At 63.0% G+C, this 17802-nt stretch carries 16 protein-coding genes; 2 read left to right on the plus strand and 14 right to left on the minus strand.

Annotated features, from left to right (window positions below):
- Positions 1-3: 3 nt before the first annotated feature.
- From AWB80_RS30775 to AWB80_RS30830, 12 genes are all read right to left on the minus strand, one after another.
- Positions 4-888 carry a substrate-binding domain-containing protein gene (locus AWB80_RS30775; protein ID WP_061178470.1) on the minus strand — a complete coding sequence of 295 codons (885 nt, stop codon included), beginning with the start codon at positions 886-888 and terminating at the stop codon, positions 4-6.
- 31 nt (positions 889-919) lie between these two features.
- Positions 920-2470 (minus strand): acetolactate synthase large subunit, encoded by a 1551-nt coding sequence (locus AWB80_RS30780; RefSeq protein WP_061178471.1) that lies wholly within the window; start codon positions 2468-2470, stop codon positions 920-922.
- Positions 2470-3327, minus strand: a complete 858-nt coding sequence (locus AWB80_RS30785; RefSeq protein WP_061178472.1) for an HpcH/HpaI aldolase family protein — start codon at positions 3325-3327, stop codon at positions 2470-2472. The genes AWB80_RS30780 and AWB80_RS30785 overlap by 1 nt, the downstream gene beginning before the upstream one ends.
- 19 nt (positions 3328-3346) lie before the next feature.
- Positions 3347-4192: an amidohydrolase family protein gene (locus AWB80_RS30790; protein ID WP_208635713.1), complete on the minus strand. Its 846-nt coding sequence runs from the start codon at positions 4190-4192 to the stop codon at positions 3347-3349.
- Between the two features lie 24 nt (positions 4193-4216).
- Positions 4217-5242, minus strand: coding sequence for an amidohydrolase family protein (locus AWB80_RS30795; protein WP_061178474.1), 1026 nt, complete (start codon positions 5240-5242; stop codon positions 4217-4219).
- Between the two features lie 22 nt (positions 5243-5264).
- Entirely contained in the window at positions 5265-6236 is a 972-nt protein-coding gene (locus AWB80_RS30800) for an ABC transporter substrate-binding protein (RefSeq protein ID WP_061178475.1), read from the minus strand.
- 102 nt (positions 6237-6338) lie between these two features.
- The gene (locus AWB80_RS30805; RefSeq protein WP_061178476.1) at positions 6339-7355 is read right to left on the minus strand and encodes a LysR substrate-binding domain-containing protein; all 1017 of its coding nucleotides are present in this window, start codon (positions 7353-7355) and stop codon (positions 6339-6341) included.
- Positions 7356-7401: 46 nt separating this feature from the next.
- A complete protein-coding gene (locus AWB80_RS30810) occupies positions 7402-7932 on the minus strand; it encodes a carboxymuconolactone decarboxylase family protein (RefSeq protein ID WP_061178477.1) in 531 nt (176 codons plus the stop codon).
- Positions 7933-7959: 27 nt separating this feature from the next.
- Positions 7960-9996 carry a tripartite tricarboxylate transporter permease gene (locus AWB80_RS30815; RefSeq protein ID WP_061178478.1) on the minus strand — a complete coding sequence of 679 codons (2037 nt, stop codon included), beginning with the start codon at positions 9994-9996 and terminating at the stop codon, positions 7960-7962.
- Positions 9997-10053: 57 nt separating this feature from the next.
- On the minus strand, positions 10054-10908 hold the full coding sequence (locus AWB80_RS30820) for an amidohydrolase family protein (RefSeq protein WP_061178479.1): 855 nt from the start codon (positions 10906-10908) through the stop codon (positions 10054-10056).
- A gap of 31 nt (positions 10909-10939) precedes the next feature.
- Positions 10940-11980: a Bug family tripartite tricarboxylate transporter substrate binding protein gene (locus AWB80_RS30825; RefSeq protein ID WP_061178480.1), complete on the minus strand. Its 1041-nt coding sequence runs from the start codon at positions 11978-11980 to the stop codon at positions 10940-10942.
- Positions 11981-12205: 225 nt separating this feature from the next.
- On the minus strand, positions 12206-13162 hold the full coding sequence (locus AWB80_RS30830; protein WP_061178481.1) for a LysR substrate-binding domain-containing protein: 957 nt from the start codon (positions 13160-13162) through the stop codon (positions 12206-12208).
- A gap of 128 nt (positions 13163-13290) precedes the next feature.
- Here AWB80_RS30830 and AWB80_RS30835 point away from each other — a divergent pair, with 128 nt between their 5' ends.
- Positions 13291-14307, plus strand: coding sequence for an ABC transporter substrate-binding protein (locus tag AWB80_RS30835; RefSeq protein WP_061178482.1), 1017 nt, complete (start codon positions 13291-13293; stop codon positions 14305-14307).
- A 25-nt stretch (positions 14308-14332) separates the two neighbouring features.
- Here AWB80_RS30835 and AWB80_RS30840 read toward each other — a convergent pair whose 3' ends face one another.
- On the minus strand, positions 14333-15472 hold the full coding sequence (locus tag AWB80_RS30840) for a porin (protein WP_061178483.1): 1140 nt from the start codon (positions 15470-15472) through the stop codon (positions 14333-14335).
- Positions 15473-15893: 421 nt separating this feature from the next.
- Between AWB80_RS30840 and AWB80_RS30845 the strand changes: the two genes are divergently transcribed.
- Positions 15894-16196: a hypothetical protein gene (locus AWB80_RS30845; RefSeq protein WP_061178484.1), complete on the plus strand. Its 303-nt coding sequence runs from the start codon at positions 15894-15896 to the stop codon at positions 16194-16196.
- Between the two features lie 267 nt (positions 16197-16463).
- Here the strand turns inward: AWB80_RS30845 and AWB80_RS30850 are convergent, their stop codons facing one another.
- The gene (locus AWB80_RS30850) at positions 16464-17216 is read right to left on the minus strand and encodes a hypothetical protein (protein ID WP_061178485.1); all 753 of its coding nucleotides are present in this window, start codon (positions 17214-17216) and stop codon (positions 16464-16466) included.
- Positions 17217-17802 lie beyond the last annotated feature (586 nt).

Consider the following 17802-nt stretch of genomic DNA (forward strand, 5'->3'; position numbering starts at 1 on the left):
CGCTTATCCGAGCGAACCAGTGACATCGTCGAACAGCTCATCGACGGACAGGCGACGCGGAATGATCTTCTGGTCCAACGCCCAGTCGACCGCCAGTTGCAGCCCCTTGCGGTTCGCTTCCAGCCCGATCGGCGGAAACACGGCAGGCACGCTCTCAGCGCTCGCACGGCTCTCGACGATCATCCGATACAGCTCGCGAACGATATCGGGCCGCTCCTTCGACAGCTTCTCGTGCACCACGAACATATGATTGATCGGCACCACGCCGGAACGCGAGAACCAGTCCTTCGCGGCGGCGTGCGCGTCGGGGACGAGCGTGCGCACGCGCTCGTCCTTCGGCATGTCCTCGCCGAGCAGCGCGGCGGCGAGCTGCCCGTCGAGCATCATCTGCGGAATCGACGAGCCTGCCGGCAGGCGCTGGCAGTTCTGCGGATCGCTGTATTCCGCGAGATGGCCATCGCCGAGTGTCATCCATGTGACCTTGTCGAGATCGACGCCGTATTCGTGGCGCAGGATGCCGCGAATCCACAGCGCGGTCGTTTGCGTGTAGGTCCGCACGCCGACCTTCTTGCCCTCGATGTCCTTCGGATCGATATGACCGAAATCGATGTTGTAGCCGGCGCAGTGATGCTGAAAACGTCCGGAAATCGGCGTCGGCAGCAGCACGTACGGCTTTCCGTACGCCTTCGCCTGCAGGAACGTGACGATCGCGAGTTCACCGGCGTCGAACTTGCTTTCGCGCACCATTGCCTTGAAACCGTTGTGCGCGGGCGTCGGTCCGCAGTAGTCGAGCGTCACGAGGTCCGAGCGCACGCGTCCTTCGCGCATCGCTTTGGTCACCGCGTACTCGGCCAGGTTGACGCGCAAGGTCGTCTGCGTCGTTGTCATGGTTCTCACTCCTTTTGCTTGGCTTTTCTAATTAAAGTCTGACCTCGATCAAACTCGGACCCGGCTCTCGTGCCGAATCGACCAACGCCTTGTGGAAACTCTCCGCCGTCTCGACGGCCACGGCCGGCACGCCCATGCTCTTCGCCATCGCGAGCCAGTCGATGCTCGGCTTGTCGATATCGATCATCGAGAGCGCGCGTTCACCCGGCGCGCCAGCGCCCATGTTGGCGTATTCGGCCTTCAGGATCGCGTAGCTGTTGTTCGCGAAGATGATGGTCGTCACGTTGAGCCCCTCGCGCGCCTGCGTCCAGAGCGACTGAATGGTGTACATCGCGCTGCCGTCGCCGACCATGCAGAACACGCGCCGGTCAGGACACGCGAGCGCCGCGCCGGTCGCCACGGGTGTCGCATAACCGATCGAGCCGCCCATGTTGTTGATGAGATCGTGCGGCAGCGCGCCCATCGTCAGGCTCATCGACTCGCGCCCCGTCGTCAGCGACTCGTCCACGACGATGCAATGCTCGGGCAACGCCGCGGCCAGTGCGTGAGCGATGCTCGTCGGGTTGAGCGCGCCGGTCGGCTTCGGCGTCTCGATGCGTGGCTGGAGCACGGGCGCCGTGTTGGTCCCGCCGAGCGCCTGCAGGAGCATGTCGAAAGCAATTTCGCTATCCTCATCGTCGTCGACGAGCGTATGCAGGAGCGTGCCTTCTGCTTTCAGCAGGCTCGGCTTGTCCGGATACGCGAAGAAGGCCACCGGCTCGCGCGTCTCGACGGTGATGATGTGCCTGAAGTCCTTGAGGAACGCCGTGGCCTGCGCGACTGCATACGGAATGCGCGCGAGCGGCACCCGACCCGCGCCGCGCTCGATGCGCGCGGTGAAGAACTGCGAGCCCAGAGTCGCGCCGGTCGCCGCGGCCACGCGGCCCGCCTTGTCGAGCGCCGCGCCGCGCGTTGCCTTGTTGGCGAGGACGATCAGCGTCGGCTCGCCCGAGCGCAACACGCGCGCGATGTGCTCGATGCGCGCGGTGGACGGCGCTTTGTGCGCATCGGCGCGAACGGGCGACGTAGCGGGCGTTGCGGTCACGGTCTGCCAGGAGGTATCGCCGGGCAGTATCAGCGTGGCGATCTGTCCCGGATGCTCGCTCGCCTTCGACACCGCCTGCGCCGCATCCCACGCGATGGTGTCCGGCGATTCCGCGCGGCGCACCCAATGGCTCAGCGGCCGCGCGAGACCTTCGATGTCGGAGGTCAGCGGCGGATCGTACTTGAGATGCGACACCGAATGCTCGCCGACGACGTTGACCATGCCAGACGACGCACGCTTCGCGTTGTGGATGTTCGCAAGGCCGTTCGCCAGGCCCGGCCCCAGATGCAGCAGCGTCGACGCGGGCGTGTCCTTCATCCGGTACCAGCCATCGGCGGCGCCGGTGGCCACGCCTTCGAAGAGACACAGCACGCTGCGCATCTTCGGATTGTTGCCGAGCGCGGCGAGAAAATGCATCTCCGAGGTGCCCGGATTGGCGAAGCAGATGTCCACGCCCTGCCCGACCAGCGTCGCGACGAGACTTTCGGCGCCGTTCATCAGTAACCTGCCAGTTCGCGTGCGAGACCGACCACGCCGTAGGTGCGCGCGGGCGCCGACATCAGGAAGCGATAGCCCTCCTCCTGCAAGCGGCGATGATTCTTCGCCGTGACATGCGGATTGCCGACCACGACCTTGTGCTTGTGGCACGTATCCACGATCTGGCGCATCGCGGCGACGACTTCCGGATGATCGTACTGACGCGGCAGCCCGAGTTCCTGGCTGAGGTCGCCCTCGCCGATCAGAATGAAGCCGATGCCCGGCACGTTGGCGAGGATGTCATCGAGGTTGTCGATCGCCTGGGTGCTCTCACACATCAGCCCGACGAGGATTTCGCCCTGCGGCGCGAGCGGCCAGACATCGGCCTTCTCGTAGTAATCCTGCATCGACAGGCCCCAATAGCGCGCCGCGTTCGCGGGACCATCGCCGCGAACACCCTTGGGTTCGTAAAGCGGCGCGTTCTTCGGCCGCGCATAACGGCACGACGCGACGGCGTTATACGCCTGCTCGACCGTCGCCACGTGCGGCCAGATCACGCCATAGGCGCCGCGATCGAGCACCTGCTTGGCGAAGCTCTGGTTCATCTCGGCGCCGTTCGCGGGAATGCGCGCGAGCGGCGTCACCTTGGGCGCAACGGATCCAGACTCGGCAATCTGCTTGCGGCTGAGCATGTACTGCAACGCGTCGCCGAGCGCGCTCACGTCGTACGGGTTGTGCTCCATCTCGAACACGATGCCGTCATATGGCGAATCGCTCATCTCGATGGCGGTCTGCTTGTCGAGCTTGGCGAAAGCGGCGTGCGCGGCCTTGCCCGATTCGAAGGCGCGAATGATGCTGTTCAGGCGGATGTTGGACATGGTGATCTCTCTTTTTTTCTCAGCTCAAAGCCGGATAAAGCGTCTGCGCGGTCTTGCCGAAAATCCATGCGCGGTCTTCCTCGCCGAGGCACGCGAGACCTTGCTCGGCCGTCGCGAGAATCTCGCTCAGCCTGCCGGGCGAGGTCGGGAAGTTCGAGCCCCACGCCAGACGCTGTGCACCGAAGGCCTCGGCCACGCGTGGGAAAAACGTTTCAGCGCTCGCCTTCTCCTTCTTCACGTCGCCGAAGATGCGCGGCGTGAGCTTCATATAAACGTTCGGCAGATCGGCGAGCTCGAACAGGCTGGCGGCGTTGGCGTACGGCGGGCCATCGAGCACATCGGGACGCGCGAGGTGATCGAGAATGATGTTCACCGTCGGGAACTTCGTGGCAAGCATGCGTACTTGCGGCAGTCCGACCGGTCCGGTCTGGATGCACATGGGCAGCTTAAGCTCGGCGAGCATCTCCCACGCCTTGAACGACTTCGGGTTATCGAGTTCGCTGGGATCGAAATCCTTGGTCGATCCGCCGGTGAAGATACGCAGACCCGCCAGGCCCTTGTCGGCCCAGCCCTTGATGACCGCGGGCACGTCGTCGGCCAGCATGTCGACGGAACCCACCGCGATGAGCCGGTCCTTGTACTGATTGCAGCCGTCGACGACATAGCTGTTGTCGAAGCCATACGTCGTCGACGAATGCACGACCGCCGCCTTCGCGACGCCCGCTTCGTCCATCGCCGCGATCAATGCCTCGACCGTATTGGGCCTTTCCTGCGACCAGTCCGAACGCTTGCCGAAGAGCGGCGCGGGCGGATAGCGCTTCTCGTCATCCGAGATGATATGAGGATGAATGTCGATGATGTTCATGATGTCCGTTCAACTCTCGTCGAATCACAGTCCTTTGGCCTTGAGATGCTGGTCCAGCCGCGGATACACGCGCCGCGCATTGCCTTCGAAGATCGCGTGGCGATCCGCATCGCTCAGCGCCGTGCATGCGTCGAGGTAGCGCTTGGTGTCGTCGAAGTACTGGCCCGTGTCCGGATCGCGTCCGCGCACTGCGCCGATCATCTCCGAGCCGAACAGCACGTTGCTCGTCGGCACGACCTTGGTCAGCAGTTCCACGCCCGGATGGTGATAGACGCAGGTATCGAAGAAGACGTTGTTCAACAGTCCTTCGAGAGGACGTTTGGCCATCTCCAGCGACATGCCGCGATAACGACCCCAGTGATACGGCACCGCGCCGCCGCCGTGCGGAATGACCAGACGCAGCGTCGGGAAGTCCTTGAACAGATCGCCCTGCAGCAACTGCATGAACACCGAGGTATCGGCGTTCAGGTAATGCGCGCCGGTGCCGTGATGACACGGGTTGCACGATGCCGCGACGTGGATCATGGCCGGCACGTCGAGATCGCACAGCGCCTCGTAGAGCGGATACCACTCGCGGTCGGTGATCGGCTTGCCGGTCCAGTAGCCGCCGCTCGGATCTGGATTCAGGTTGCAGCCGACAAACCCCATCTCTTCGACACAGCGGCGCAGCTCGGCCACCGAGTTCTTCGGCGGCGCCAGCGGCGACTGCGGCAACTGGCACACCGGCACGAAGTTGTCCTGGTACAGATCGCAGACGCGGCGCACGAGGTTGTTCGACACCTCGGCCCATTCGAGGCTCGTGCGCTCGTTGCCGAGGTGATGGCTCATGAGACCGGCGATCGGCGAGAACAGCGTGAGGTCGCCGCCGCGTTCCTGCTGCAGGCGCAACTGGCCGTTGCCCACGCCTTCGCGGATGTCGTCATCGCTGACATGCGCGCCCGAGAGCGGCGGCGCGTTGGCCGGATCGTTGGCCGAGTCGATCTGTTTCGCGCGCCAGTCGCGAAACGATGCAGGGACGGTCGTGAAGTGACCGTGGCAATCGATGATCATGTTGCTGTCTTTCCGTATGAATTTAGACGCGGGGATCGACGAACAGCTCGCTCATCGACATGCGGCGCGGCGTCAGGCCCTGTTTGAACGCGGTGGCTTCGAGCGCTTCGATCGTCTTTCGGTTTTCCTCGATGCCATAGGGCAGCGGATCGTGACCGACGATCTTGCGCAGTTCCAGATACTTCTGGTTCTTCTTGTCGTTTAGTTCGCCCGCGTCGAGTTTGGCGAGCCAGTCTTGCTTCGCTTTGTCGAAGGCGTCGTAGATCGACCTGGCGACCCACGGATGCTCGGCCAGCACCGAGTCCTTCACGACGATCGTGCCGTGCATCGGATACACGCCGGTGCGGGCGTAGTACTCGGCTTCCAGTTCCTCCGCGTTCGGGAACAGGTCGGGGTAATCGGCTTCCACTTCCTGCCAGCCGCCGGTGGGCGCGCCCGTGCGGCCAATGCCGGCGTTGCCGTGGAAACCCGCCACGAGTTCGCCCTTGGCCATCATGTCCGCGAGCGAGCTGCCCTCGGGTGCGTGAATCACGTTCGGCGGCAGCTTGAGCTGCGTGACGTGCTCCTCGTCGTCGACGACCCACGTCACCTTCGACGGATCGAGACCGAACTCGTCGATCAGCACCTGGCGCGTCCATGCGCCGGTGGTCACCGAGTAAGCGCGCACGCCGACCTTCTTGCCTTCGAGGTCCTTGGGCGTCTTGATGCCCGCGTCCGGACGCACCAGCAACCCGGAGTGGTGAAAGCGGCGCACCACGAAGATGGGCAGCGCGACGAACGGCGCGCCGTATGCGCGGGCGATGATGTAAGTCGTCGGCGCGAGTTCGCAGACGTCGAACTCGACATCGCGCACCATGCGGCGAAACGCGCCGATCTGCGGCTGGACCGTGACGAACTCGGCATCGACGCCTTCGATGGGAATCGAGCCATCGCGAATGGCCGAGGTATGCGGATGCTCGGCAATCGCGAGCTTGAGGTGAATCTTGTTTGCCAACTTAGTCTCCTTGGGAAAGTAGCCTGTCTGCACGGGTCATCTCGTTGACGTCATGATCTTCCCGCGCCCGTCACCCGTCTATTGAATTAAGCCGCGCCTCTGTTAACCATTCGGTAAAGGCATTACGGATCGGTTAATGCGATGCGCCTTCGACGACTTCGACGTCCCTTGCGCCGTCGCGTCGTGGTCCGGCCGTAGCTGCCGGGCAGCCTCTTCGAGACACTCGATCATGAGCTGCGCGCTGGGCGTCAGACTGCGATTGCGATTCCACAGCACGCCGGCGGGACGCAACAGCCTGGGCAGGCTCAACGGAAGCGTGCAAAGCGGCTGAGTGGTGTCGTTGGCGGGCGTGCCGGCCATGACCGCGATGAAATCAGAGATCTGCAAATGCGCGCGCGCGACGTGAACCGAGAGCGTCTCGATGTAATTGGTGGTGAGCGGCACGTTATGCGCTTCGAGCGCGCGTTCGAGCGGATCGCGCAGGATCGAACCCGGCGGCGGCAGAATCCACGGATACGGATGCAGGTCCGCCCACGTCAGGCTCTTTCTGCGCGCGAGCGGATGATGACGGCCCGTCATCAGCGTCACCGGTTCTTCGAGCAGTTCCTTTTCCTCGAAGCTGCCGAGCGTATCCGGCGGCGGCAGACGGCCCACGACCAGATCGAGACGGCCTTGCCATAGTTCCGGAAGCAACGACGCCTTCGTCCCTTCGATCACCATCACGTTGGTGCCGGGTGAGCGATGCTTGAGCAGACTCAGCGCCTGCGGCAGCAACGCGGAGGCCGACGCCGGCAACATGCCGATGTGAACCTTGCCTTCCGTTCCCGAACTGAGCGCTTTCAGTTCGTCGCGCGCCTGATGCAGGATCGTCAGCATCTCGCGCGCGTGGCGGATCAGGCAATCGCCGTAGGGCGTGGGCACGAGGCCCTGCGCCGTGCGCGAAAAGAGCGTGAGTCCGATGCCGCGTTCGAGTTCGGCAAGTGACTTCGATACCGCCGGCAAGGTGACGTGAGTGACATCGGCCACCTGAGTCAGATTGCGATATGTATCGATCGTCACGAGCAGGCGCAGATGCCGCGCCTTCAGGTTGATTTGCAGATACCAGTCCAGCCCTGACACGTGATGTCCCTCCCACGCCTTATCGATCTGTCCGCGTTCGTTCGCCTCAGTCCTTGGGCCGAAGCGCGTGCAAGGTCATGCCGAGCGAAATCGAAGTGAAATAGCCCACCGTGACGAGCAGTTCGGCGATCACGTCGCGGCCGAGCGCGGTCTCGTATCGTGCGAAACGGGCATCGTCGATCGCGCCGCCGGCGAGCAGGTCGCAGACGGCCGCGCAGATCAGGCCGAAGCGATCGTCGTCCGTGTCGGGCCGCCGCTTTTCCAGAATGGCCGTCACCACCGGCTCCGGCACGCCGGACTTCAGCGCGTGCCGCCGATGGTTCGCGATGACATACGGCGCGTTCCAGAACACGGCCGTCGCGAGAATCGCGACTTCGCTTTCCGCCTCGCTCAGCACCGGCGAACGATCGACGTGCGTGCCGATGATCTCCATGCCTTCGGCCAGACGCGGGTTATGCAGCCAGATGTTGAACGGCGTGGGGATGCGCCCGCGCCCTTCGCCCAGTCGCGCGATGACCTGCTTCTGTGCATCGCTCGCGCGCTCTGCGTCGATTCGTTCGAGTCGGTCGTTGGTCATGCTGTTTCCTTCCAGTCAAAAGGGTTCTCAGGCGCCGCCAAGGGCAGGAATCCATTGCCCCAGAAAACTGTCCGGCCAGGGAATGTGAATGATCTGGTCGAAGACGAGATAGAGGAACGCGGTCACGCACACTGCGAGAATCACGCTCAGACGCCACGGCTCGCGTCCCTCGATCCGCATATAGGCGACGATCATCAGCGGCACGGTCGGGATCATCCCGATCACCGACATGCACGCGAGAAACGCGAGAAACCAGCCGAAGAACCTTGCTGCCCGCCGCAGAACGACCGTATTCGACAGCTTTTCGCCGTGGTCCGCCGCGACGTCCATGTGAATGCCGCCACCCGCGTGCGCCGCGCTTGCCTGCGCCGGAATCACGAAGATCTTGTATGCGAGGCTGACGCTCGCCGCCATGACCAGAATGCTCGCCACCGCCGTCGGTCCGATCCGGGCCATGAGCAGCCAGCCTTGCGCCGTCACCAGCATGTAGAGTCCGATGCAGATGAAAAACACATAGACGAGATCCTCGCGCTTGAGCACGATCTTCCCGCTCGGGCGCAGATGCGCGAAGCCACCCGTGCGCAACGCACTGAACAGCGGCTTGAAGAACACGAGCGCGGCGAGGATCAGCAGGACCATCACGACGGGCCGCGTCAGCCAGTCGGTGCCGTAGCGCACGAAGGAGATCGACATATAGCGCTCCATCAGCACGCCGAGCACGAGACCGAGAATCAGCGGCGGACGCGCCCACCGCAGACGCTTCATCGTCCAGCCGATGACCCCGGCGATCAGCAGCACGAAGAGATCGCCCCAGCTGCGCGAACCCTGAAAGGCGCCGACATAGATGACCGGCATGATGACCGGAAGAATCAGCGTGTAGCGCAGCGTGGAAACCTTGGCGAACTGCCCGCTGAGCAGAAAGCAAAGGCCGGCACCGAAGATGTTGGCGAGCGCGATGGACCACACCATCGAATAGGTGAAGTCGAGATGCTTGGTCAGCATGTCGGGACCGGGAATGAACCCGTGCACCATCATCGCGCCGAGCAGGATGGCCTGCGCCGCGCCGCCCGGCACGCCGAAGGACAGCATCGGCACCAGGCTGCCGCCCTCCCGCGCGTTGTTCGCCGCTTCGGGCGCGATCACGCCGCGCACGTCGCCGGTGGTGAAGGTCTGCTTCGCGCCCTTCGCGGTCTGCAGCGCGTGACCGTAGGCGATCCAGTCCGTCACCGCACCCGTGATGCCCGGCACCGCACCGAGCACCGCGCCCAGACCGCCGCAACGCAGCACGAGAAACCAGTTTTTCAGGCTGTCGGCGACGCCCTGCCGCATTCCCTGGCGCGATGTGAACTGCATGTTCTGGGCGATGGCGGTCCGGCGAATCGCCAGCTCACACAACTCCGGCAGCGCAAAGATGCCGAGGATGATCGGCACGAGCGGAATCCCGTCCTGCAGATAGAGGATGTCTCCGGTCCAGCGCATTTGCCCCGTGGCGACATTGGTTCCGACCATGCCGACCAGAATGCCGAAGCACGCCGCGACGACACCGCGCAGCGGCGCGTTGCCCGAGAGCGCCGAGACCATCGAGACGCCGAAGATCGTCAGCCCCAGCATTTCCGGCGTGCCGATGGAAAGCACGAAAGGCCGCACGAGCGGCAGCGACACGGCGAGGATCACCGCGCCGATCAGGCCGCCCATCAACGATGACATGTAGCAAGCGCTCAACGCGCGCGACGCCTCGCCGCGTTTGGTCATCGGCAGGCCGTCGAGCACCGTCGCCTGCGATGCGGCGTGGCCGGGCACGCCGAAGAGCACGGCGGGAATCACGTCCGAGGTCGTGATGACCGACGCCATGCCGAGCAGCATCGCGAAGGCGGCGTACGGGTCCATCGTGTATGTGAACGGCACCAGGAGCGCGAAGCCCGTGAGCCCGCCAATGCCGGGCAGCAAGCCGATCGCCAGTCCGACCACGACGCCGAATACGAGGAAGATCAGGCGGTGGAACTGAAGGAGCGTCGACAACGCATGGCCTGCCGCCAGCAGCGTTGCATCGTTGAAGAATTCCATGCGTCATCCTGATTGAATGGCAAGCTCGGTCGGCTTGCACTGTAGTAGGAGCCGGAGTCAGTCGGCGAGCATCGGATACAGGACCTTTGCCGTGCGGCCCCAGACCCACGCGCGCTCGTCATCGCTCAGACTCGCGAAGCAGGCCTGTCCCTGCTCGATCAGCTTTTTCAGCGGGCCTGCGGATGCCGGATAGTTCGAACCGAACGCCAGATGATCGGCGCCGAACACCTTCGCCAGATGCGCAAAGAACGGCTGCGCGCCGCCGGGAGCCGCCTGCGCGAGATCGAAGGTGCGCGGCGTGATCTTCATGTACACGTTGTCGTACTTCGACAATGCGAACAGCGCCGCGCAGCGTGCATACGGCGGGCCATCCTCGATGTCGGGACGGCCGCAATGATCGAGCGCGATCCTGACCGTGGGAAAGCGTTCGGCCAGTTCCGCGACCATCGACAGACCATCGGGCGTCGTCTGCACCGCCATCGTCATGCCGATCTCCGCGCAGCGTTCCCAGATCGGGAAGGTCGCCGGATTGACGAGCCAGCTTCCATCGCTCTGATGCGTCGCGCCGCCGGTGAAAAGACGGATGCCGCCCATGCCGTGCGCCAGCCAGTAGTCGAACGTCTTCAGCGCGTCGGGCGCCAGCAGGTCGAAGGAATAGACGCCGGTGAAGCGCTTCGGGTCCTGCGCGACGCTGTCGGCCACGTACGCGTTGTTGGCGCCATACGTTGTCGACGAATGCACGATGGCGGCCTTCGCCACGCCGGCTGCGTCCATCTCCGCGATCATCTGCTCGAACGTCACGGGACGCGTGGCGGACCACTTCGAGCGATGTCCGTGCTGCGGCGCGATCGGATAGCGATCCGTGTCCGTCGAGATGATGTGGGGATGGATGTCGATGATTTCGGGCGTCATGTGATGTGACCTCTTGATGGTGTTCCGTCCTTCAGTGCGAACTGAAGATGAGCTTTCGCGCGTCTTCGAGCTGTGGCTCGGGCGTCGCATACAGCCGGGTGACGATCTGCTCCACTGCGTTGCCGTCGATGGGATCGACCGGATAGCCCGACTGCTTCATCGCATCGATGAAATCCGGGTCCGCGATGGTCTTTGCAAACGCGTCGCGTAGCGCATCGAGACGGTCCTGCGGCACGTCCTTCGGCACCGCGATCGGGCGGCCCGCCTGAAACGGCAGCAGGAACAGATTGAACAGCGCCTTGACTTCGGGTTTGGTGATGTAGGCGCTCAGGTTCGGCACGTCGGCGTAGGCGGCCGGGCTTTTCCAGCCGAGATGCAGCAGCACTTTCATCTTGCCGTCGGCGAGCATGCGTACCGGCTCGCCTTGCTGAAGCCCGTCGATGGTGGAGGCCCAGCCGTCGACTTCGCCGCGCTGCATCGCCAGATAGACTTCGCCGCGTCCCGTGTAGCCGGGCACGATGCTCATCTTCGCGCCGAGGTATTCGTCGAGCAGCGCGGGCAGCGTTCTGTCTTCGTTCGCGAAACCCGTCGCGCCGATATACATTTTCTTGCGGGTGAGATCGTCGGCCGTGGTCACGCCGGAACGCGTCATAGACACGATGCAGTATTCGACCTTGTTGAGACTGCCGAGCCATCTGACGTTGCGCGGATCGAAGCGGTTCTGGCGCTGATCGAGCAACGGGATATAGAGGTTGTTGCGTTGAAGAAAGCCGATGACGGTGCCATCGCTCGGCTGTCTGGACTGGAGCGAGGCCGCCGCGACCATGCCGCCCGCGCCGACCACGTTCATCACGATGGCTTTCGGATGACCCGGAACGTATTTGACGAAGAAGCGCGAGAACTGCCGCGCGATGATGTCGGTGGGCGTGCCTGCGTCCGCGCTGACGACGAGCGTCAACGCCTTGCCCTTATAAAACTGTTCGACTGATTGATTGGACGCGGGCCCGGCAAGCGCCGTCGCGGCAAAACTGAACAGCGCCGCACAAGCGCAGATTGCGGTCCGGTAGTTCATGGTCGTCCCTGTCTCCGTGTTTTGATTCGCGATCCGTGCTCTGGGCCCATGGAAACAGAACCGTCCCTATGGTGGATCGCGCTGCCGTTCATATTCGAGTGAACGCAATCAAATTCTGGCCAGCACGACAGAATGGGTCAATTGAGAAAAAGCGCCCGCGACTTGAGCAAATGGTTAAGCCTTGCAGAAGGGAGTCCGCAAGGCGGCAGCTTCAGCGGCGCGCGATCAGCGCTTGCCTTGGCCTTTCTCGGCGAGACGCCCGGCGGTCTCTTCCAGACAGGAAACCATCAGCCGGGCACTGGGCGTCAGGCCGCGCACGCGATTCCAGAGCACGCCTGCCGGCCGCAGCAGGCGCGGCAGGCTCAGCGGAAGGGTGTGGAGCGGTTGCGGCTGCGTGGCGTCGTTGGCGGCGGTATCGGCCATCACGGCGATGCAGTCCGATACCTGCAGATGCGCGCGCACGACGTGAACCGAGAGCGTTTCGATGTAGTTGTTCGTCAGCGGCACTTCGTGCGCTTCGAGCGCGCGTTCCAGCGGATCGCGCAGGATCGAACCGACCGGCGGAAGAATCCATGGATACGGATGAAGGTCCGCCCATGTCAGGGTTTTCCTTCGGGCCAGCGGATGCTGACGGCCCGTCACGAGCGTCACGGGCTCCTCGAGAAGCTCTTTCTCCTCGAAGCTGCCGAGCGTATCCGGTGGCGGCAGGCGGCCTACGACGAGATCGAGATGTCCTTGCCAGAGTTCGGGCAGAAGCGACCCGGTGGTGCCTTCTATGACCGTCACGTTGGTGCCGGGCGAGCGCTGCTTGAGCAGGCTCAGCGCCTGCGTCAGCAGCACCGAAGCAGAAGCCGGCAACATGCCGATATGAACCTTCCCCTCCGCTCCGGAACTCAGCGCCTTCAGCTCGTCGCGGGCCTGATGGAGGATCGTCAGCATCGAGCGCGCATGGCGGATCAGACAGTCGCCATAGGGCGTGGGAATCAGACCCTGCGCGGTGCGCGAGAACAAGGTGAGTCCGAGCCCGCGTTCGAGTTCGGCCAGCGACTTCGACACGGCCGGCACCGTGACGTGCGTGACTTCGGCGACCTGACTCAGATTGCGATACGTGTCGATCGTCACGAGCAGGCGCAGATGCCGCGCCTTCAGGTTGATCTGCAAGTACCAGTCGAGTTCCGACACGTCGCGCGCCTCTTCAGGGTTTTACCAACTCGTTAAGCTTACGGCCATTTTACTCAATCGACCGGTGCGCGTCGTGTCGCCACAATCCGGGACAGATAGCCGGCGGGACCGGCACACGGAGACAGACGATGACACGAACAATCGACCGCCGGCTTTTTTTGCGCGGCGCGGGCCTTCTCGGGTTGAGCATCGCGACGGGTGGACTCGCCGCGCCCTTCCTCGCGCGCGCGGCCGCGAGCCAGCTTCGGATCGTCAGCAATCCGGGGCTGGAGAACGCGACGCTGAACGTGCTCATGGACGAACTCGGGTACTTCAGGAAGTTCGGTATCGATGCGCGCATCGTCGAAGTGCCGGGTGTGACGGGTCCCTTCGATGCAGTGTCGGCCGATAGCGCGGATGTCTGCATGGTTTCGGGCTACAACATGGTGTTGCCGCGCATCGCGCAGGGCGCTGGCGTGAAGATCGTTGGCGCCGGGATGAAAAAGTGTGCGCTGACGGTCTTTGCAAAACCAGACGGCGCGACGACGCTCGCCGATCTGAAGGGCAAGACCGTCGCGGTGGGTCCGGACGGCGGCCTGCTGCATACGCTGATGCTGCAACTGCTGAAAGAGAAAGGTATCGATGCATCTCAAGTCGATTTCGTCGACAAAGGCAGCAATGACCAGTGCCATGAAGCCGTCGTCAAGGGCGAGGCCGACGCCTGCTGTTCCAGCATCTCGCATCTGAATGACAAAGACGGCCTCGTGGTCATCGGCGAGGGAAACATGTGGCAGGCGCTGCCGCGTTGCATTTTCCAGACCGCCTACGCGTCCGATTCAGCGATCGGCGCAAAGCACGAAGGACTGGTCGCCGTGATGGCCGCTTATGGCGCGCTCTACGATTTTCTGATGTCACCGGCATCGCGCGAGGCGTTCTTCGAAGCGCGCAAGCACGCGCAAAAGAAGTTCGACGCGGCATCGGCCAGTGCGATCTGGGACTTCAACCAGATGCAGCGGCCTTATTCGCGCGATCTGTCTCTGAGCCGCGCGGACATCGACTATCAGCAGGACATGTACATCGGATTGGGGATTCTCAAGCGCAAGCAGCCGTTCTCCGAAGTCGCCGATATGTCGGCGGCACAGGCCGCGGCGAAGCTGATTGCCTGAACTTCCCGCCGCGACCGCGCAAGACTCAGAACGTATGTCTGATGCCCGCGATGATGGAGATCTGCGCCCCGCCGGCGGGCGGCGTGGGCACGGGCGAAAGCGTGGTCGCCGCGAAGGCCAGATTGCCCGAGTTCTGAATGTGCTCGCCGGTCAGATACAGCAACGTGCGCTTCGATAACAGATACTCGCCGCGCAATACCTCGATCAGCGCCTTGTTCGGCGAATCCTCGTATTTGATCTGCGCGAGCATGCCATCGACGTGGAAGAACGGCGTCACGGGAATGGTGCCCGTCACCCAGAACAGATTGCTGCGCGGCGTGGCGATGCCTTCGTTCACGCGCCTGATCCAGCCTACGCCGAACTTGGCCTGATAGATCATGAAGTAGCCGCCCAGCGTGAAACGACTGTCCGTCAGATCAGGCGATGTGAGACCGCCCCACGTCTTCGAGGTGCCGCCGTAATTGCGTTCGTAGGATGTGGCGAGGCCCCAGCTATGCCCTTCGTACTTGAGCAGCGCCGAATACTCACGGCATTGGTTGGACGGCGAGGTCTGCCCCGGGCAATTCGTGGCGACGGAGCTGTTGCCATCGACGGCATCGCGACCGAAGCTATAGTTCACGCCGGCTTCGAAATCGCCGAGAAAGTAGCGATAGCTCACGGAGTTATCGGCACGCGCGTTCGCAATGCCGTTGTCCAGTGTCGTGAGACCCTGCGCGCCCGTGCCGAACGGATTGATGAACGAGATGCCGAAGAAGCGCATCGTGTATTGCCGGCCGAAGGTCAGCCGCCCGTACTTTCCATCGATACCCACATAGGATTGCCGTCCGAACAGGCGTCCGCCCTGTCTCGATGCGCCGGTGGTCGGGCTGAATCCGCCCTGCAGGTCGAAGATGGCCTTGACGCCGCCGCCCAGGTCTTCGCTGCCGCGAAAGCCGAAGTACGACGTCGCCGTGCCGTCGCCGGTGCGCCACCCGTTCGCGGTCGTGTTCTTGCCCGTCGCCACGTTGTTGACGAACTCCAGGCCCTGATCGATAAGACCGTACAGCGTCACCGAACTCGCACCGAGGGGTTTCGGGGGCGGCGTGCCCTCCTCGTCATCCTGCGCCCACGATGTCGAAACGCACATCGATGCAATGCAGGCACACGCTACAGCCTTGTATTTCATGATCGTGTCTGTCTCCTTGCCATGAGATCACGACGTGCGTCTATCGCGCATCTGTCGTGTACGTCTTTCTGTGTATTTGTAACGCAATGAAATTCTGCCAGCGCCATACCGCAGGTAAATTGAAAAAATCGGCGTTCGGGTTGAGGAAACGGTTAATGTGGCTCGCGGGTATTCCCGCGCGGGGACGGGACGCGCGCAAGATTCGCTGCATGAACACGCCAAAGCGCGTACCATGCCCTGACGCCGCCTCGTCGAACCGATGTCTTGATCGATGCCCTGAGCGAAGCGCGCGGATCGGCCCCGATTGTTTCGATTCCCGGTCGCAACGCCGGCTGCTCAGCGCAGCGACGAACGGCGTTCAGAACAAACAGTTTGGATAACTGACGGCAGGTCTGATCCAAAGCCCTTTCGGAAGCGTTCCATGAAAGCGCACGACTCACTGGTGGACTTCGCTGAATACCTGCAACTGCCGTTACAGGTCGGGGAGAGCATCGTCATGATGCAGGAGTGCAATGCGTCGTGCGCGATCTACATCGGCAAGGTATCCGGCAAACAGAGCGCGCTCACGTTTCGCGGCACCATCGCCGCGCCGGTGGCGAAGGAAATTCTGCGCTGCACGCGGCTCGGCCGGAACCGGATCGAGATCGCCGGACAGGTATTTCGCTTCCTGCGTCGCGCCACTTACTTCGAAGATCGCGGCGCGGTGGTGTTCGATCCGGTGTGAGCATCGCGATCATCCGTCGATAAAAACGGCCGACGGCACTTCCCACACCAGAGACAGGCGATCCCGGAGTTGCGAGCGAAGGCGCTCGGCGGATGTTTGTCGGTGAACGCCGCCGTCGCGATTCGCGCGCATGCATCACGTGTTTCAGCAGAACGTCGAACAACTGGAAGCGGCGCGGCATGCGCTCGATCTCGCGGCCGATTTTCTGCACCGGCACATGGGCAGCCACGCATGAACGCCACGTAGCCGCCCATCGCCGTCACGACTTCATTTGACAGCGCCGACGACGAAAGCGTCCGACCGGTCCGGCAAGGTCATCGCCGCGACGATCTCATTGTTGCTGAAGAACACGACGCCCGTCAGCGTCGCGCCCGGATATGCGCACGGACTCGCGCCGAAGGTGATCGTGGCGTCGAGTACATCGGTGGTGCCGTGCGGGCTGGCCGTGCCGCTGAACGTGCAGCCGCTCAAACCTGCGCCCTTGATCGCGCCATCCTGACCGATCGTGAAGCTCGTGGTCTCGCCACCCTTCGTCGATCCCGCCGAGCCCGAGTAGGTGCCGGCAATCGCCGACAGCGAGATCGCGCGCTCATAGGCGGCGTCGTAGAGCACATTGAACTTGATGCTGCTCTGCTTCGCCGCGCTCATATAGATCGCGCCCTGCATGCTGTTTTTAGCGTTGTAGCCTGCGATAACGGGCGTATCGCTCGCACCCTTTCCGCTGATGTCGAAGGTGCGCGCGTTGTCGGCCTGGAAAGTCCCGTGCGCCGCCGAACCCGTGCCTTGCACCAGGCCCAGCGCGTTGGTTTCCGTATTCGCATACACGAAATAGAACGCACCCGAATCGAGCACGACCCCGCCTACCGCGTTGTTGTTCGCGTCGTTCCCTGCGTAAAGTCCCTGAGCGGCGTTCGGCTCGGGTGCGGCTGGCGCCGCGTTATCCGATCCGCCTCCGCCACCGCCACCACCACATGCGGCCAGGGAAAGAGTGAGTGCGGAAAGGGCAATGACGTATTTCATGCTTGTTCTGGTGTTTTGAAAGCTTGCGCTCGCGGCAAGATAAAAAGGCAGTCCGGGTCGCGACTGCTTCACGGGCCGGCCAAATGGCGGGCCATTGTAGCAACGCATTCCGGTACGTTCGAATTCGGCTGCCGCTGGGATAACGGCATCCGCGAAGAAAAACTTGAGAGGAATAAGCGACTGCACGAAGCAAGTACAGAAAAGCGCGCATCACACCCGCGTCAAGCGGATATCCGCCAAGCATCCGCATCCCTCCGTCATTGATACGGATAACGAAAGCATTTCGATACGCATCCATCGACAAGCCAGCGAGCGATTGTGCGCTAACCCTCACGCGAAGCGCTTTCGTACCACAAGTCTTCGCAACGTTTCCTAGGATACGCATACACGAAACACGCTCGACCGGCTCCGATAAACGACTCGTCGGCTTCGCAACGCGACGGCACATTCAAAGCGGGAACCCTCCTTCGGGCATCGATCAATTCGAGTGAAGACTTGCGCGCCGCGTTCGCACGCCGGCGCTCCCTGTCTTGCTGCCCGAATCCCGGCGCATGCATGCGTGCATGACGACCGAATGCGAGGTTCT

It is taken from the genome of Caballeronia pedi, from assembly GCF_001544915.2.
Taxonomy (GTDB): Bacteria; Pseudomonadota; Gammaproteobacteria; order Burkholderiales; family Burkholderiaceae; genus Caballeronia; species Caballeronia pedi.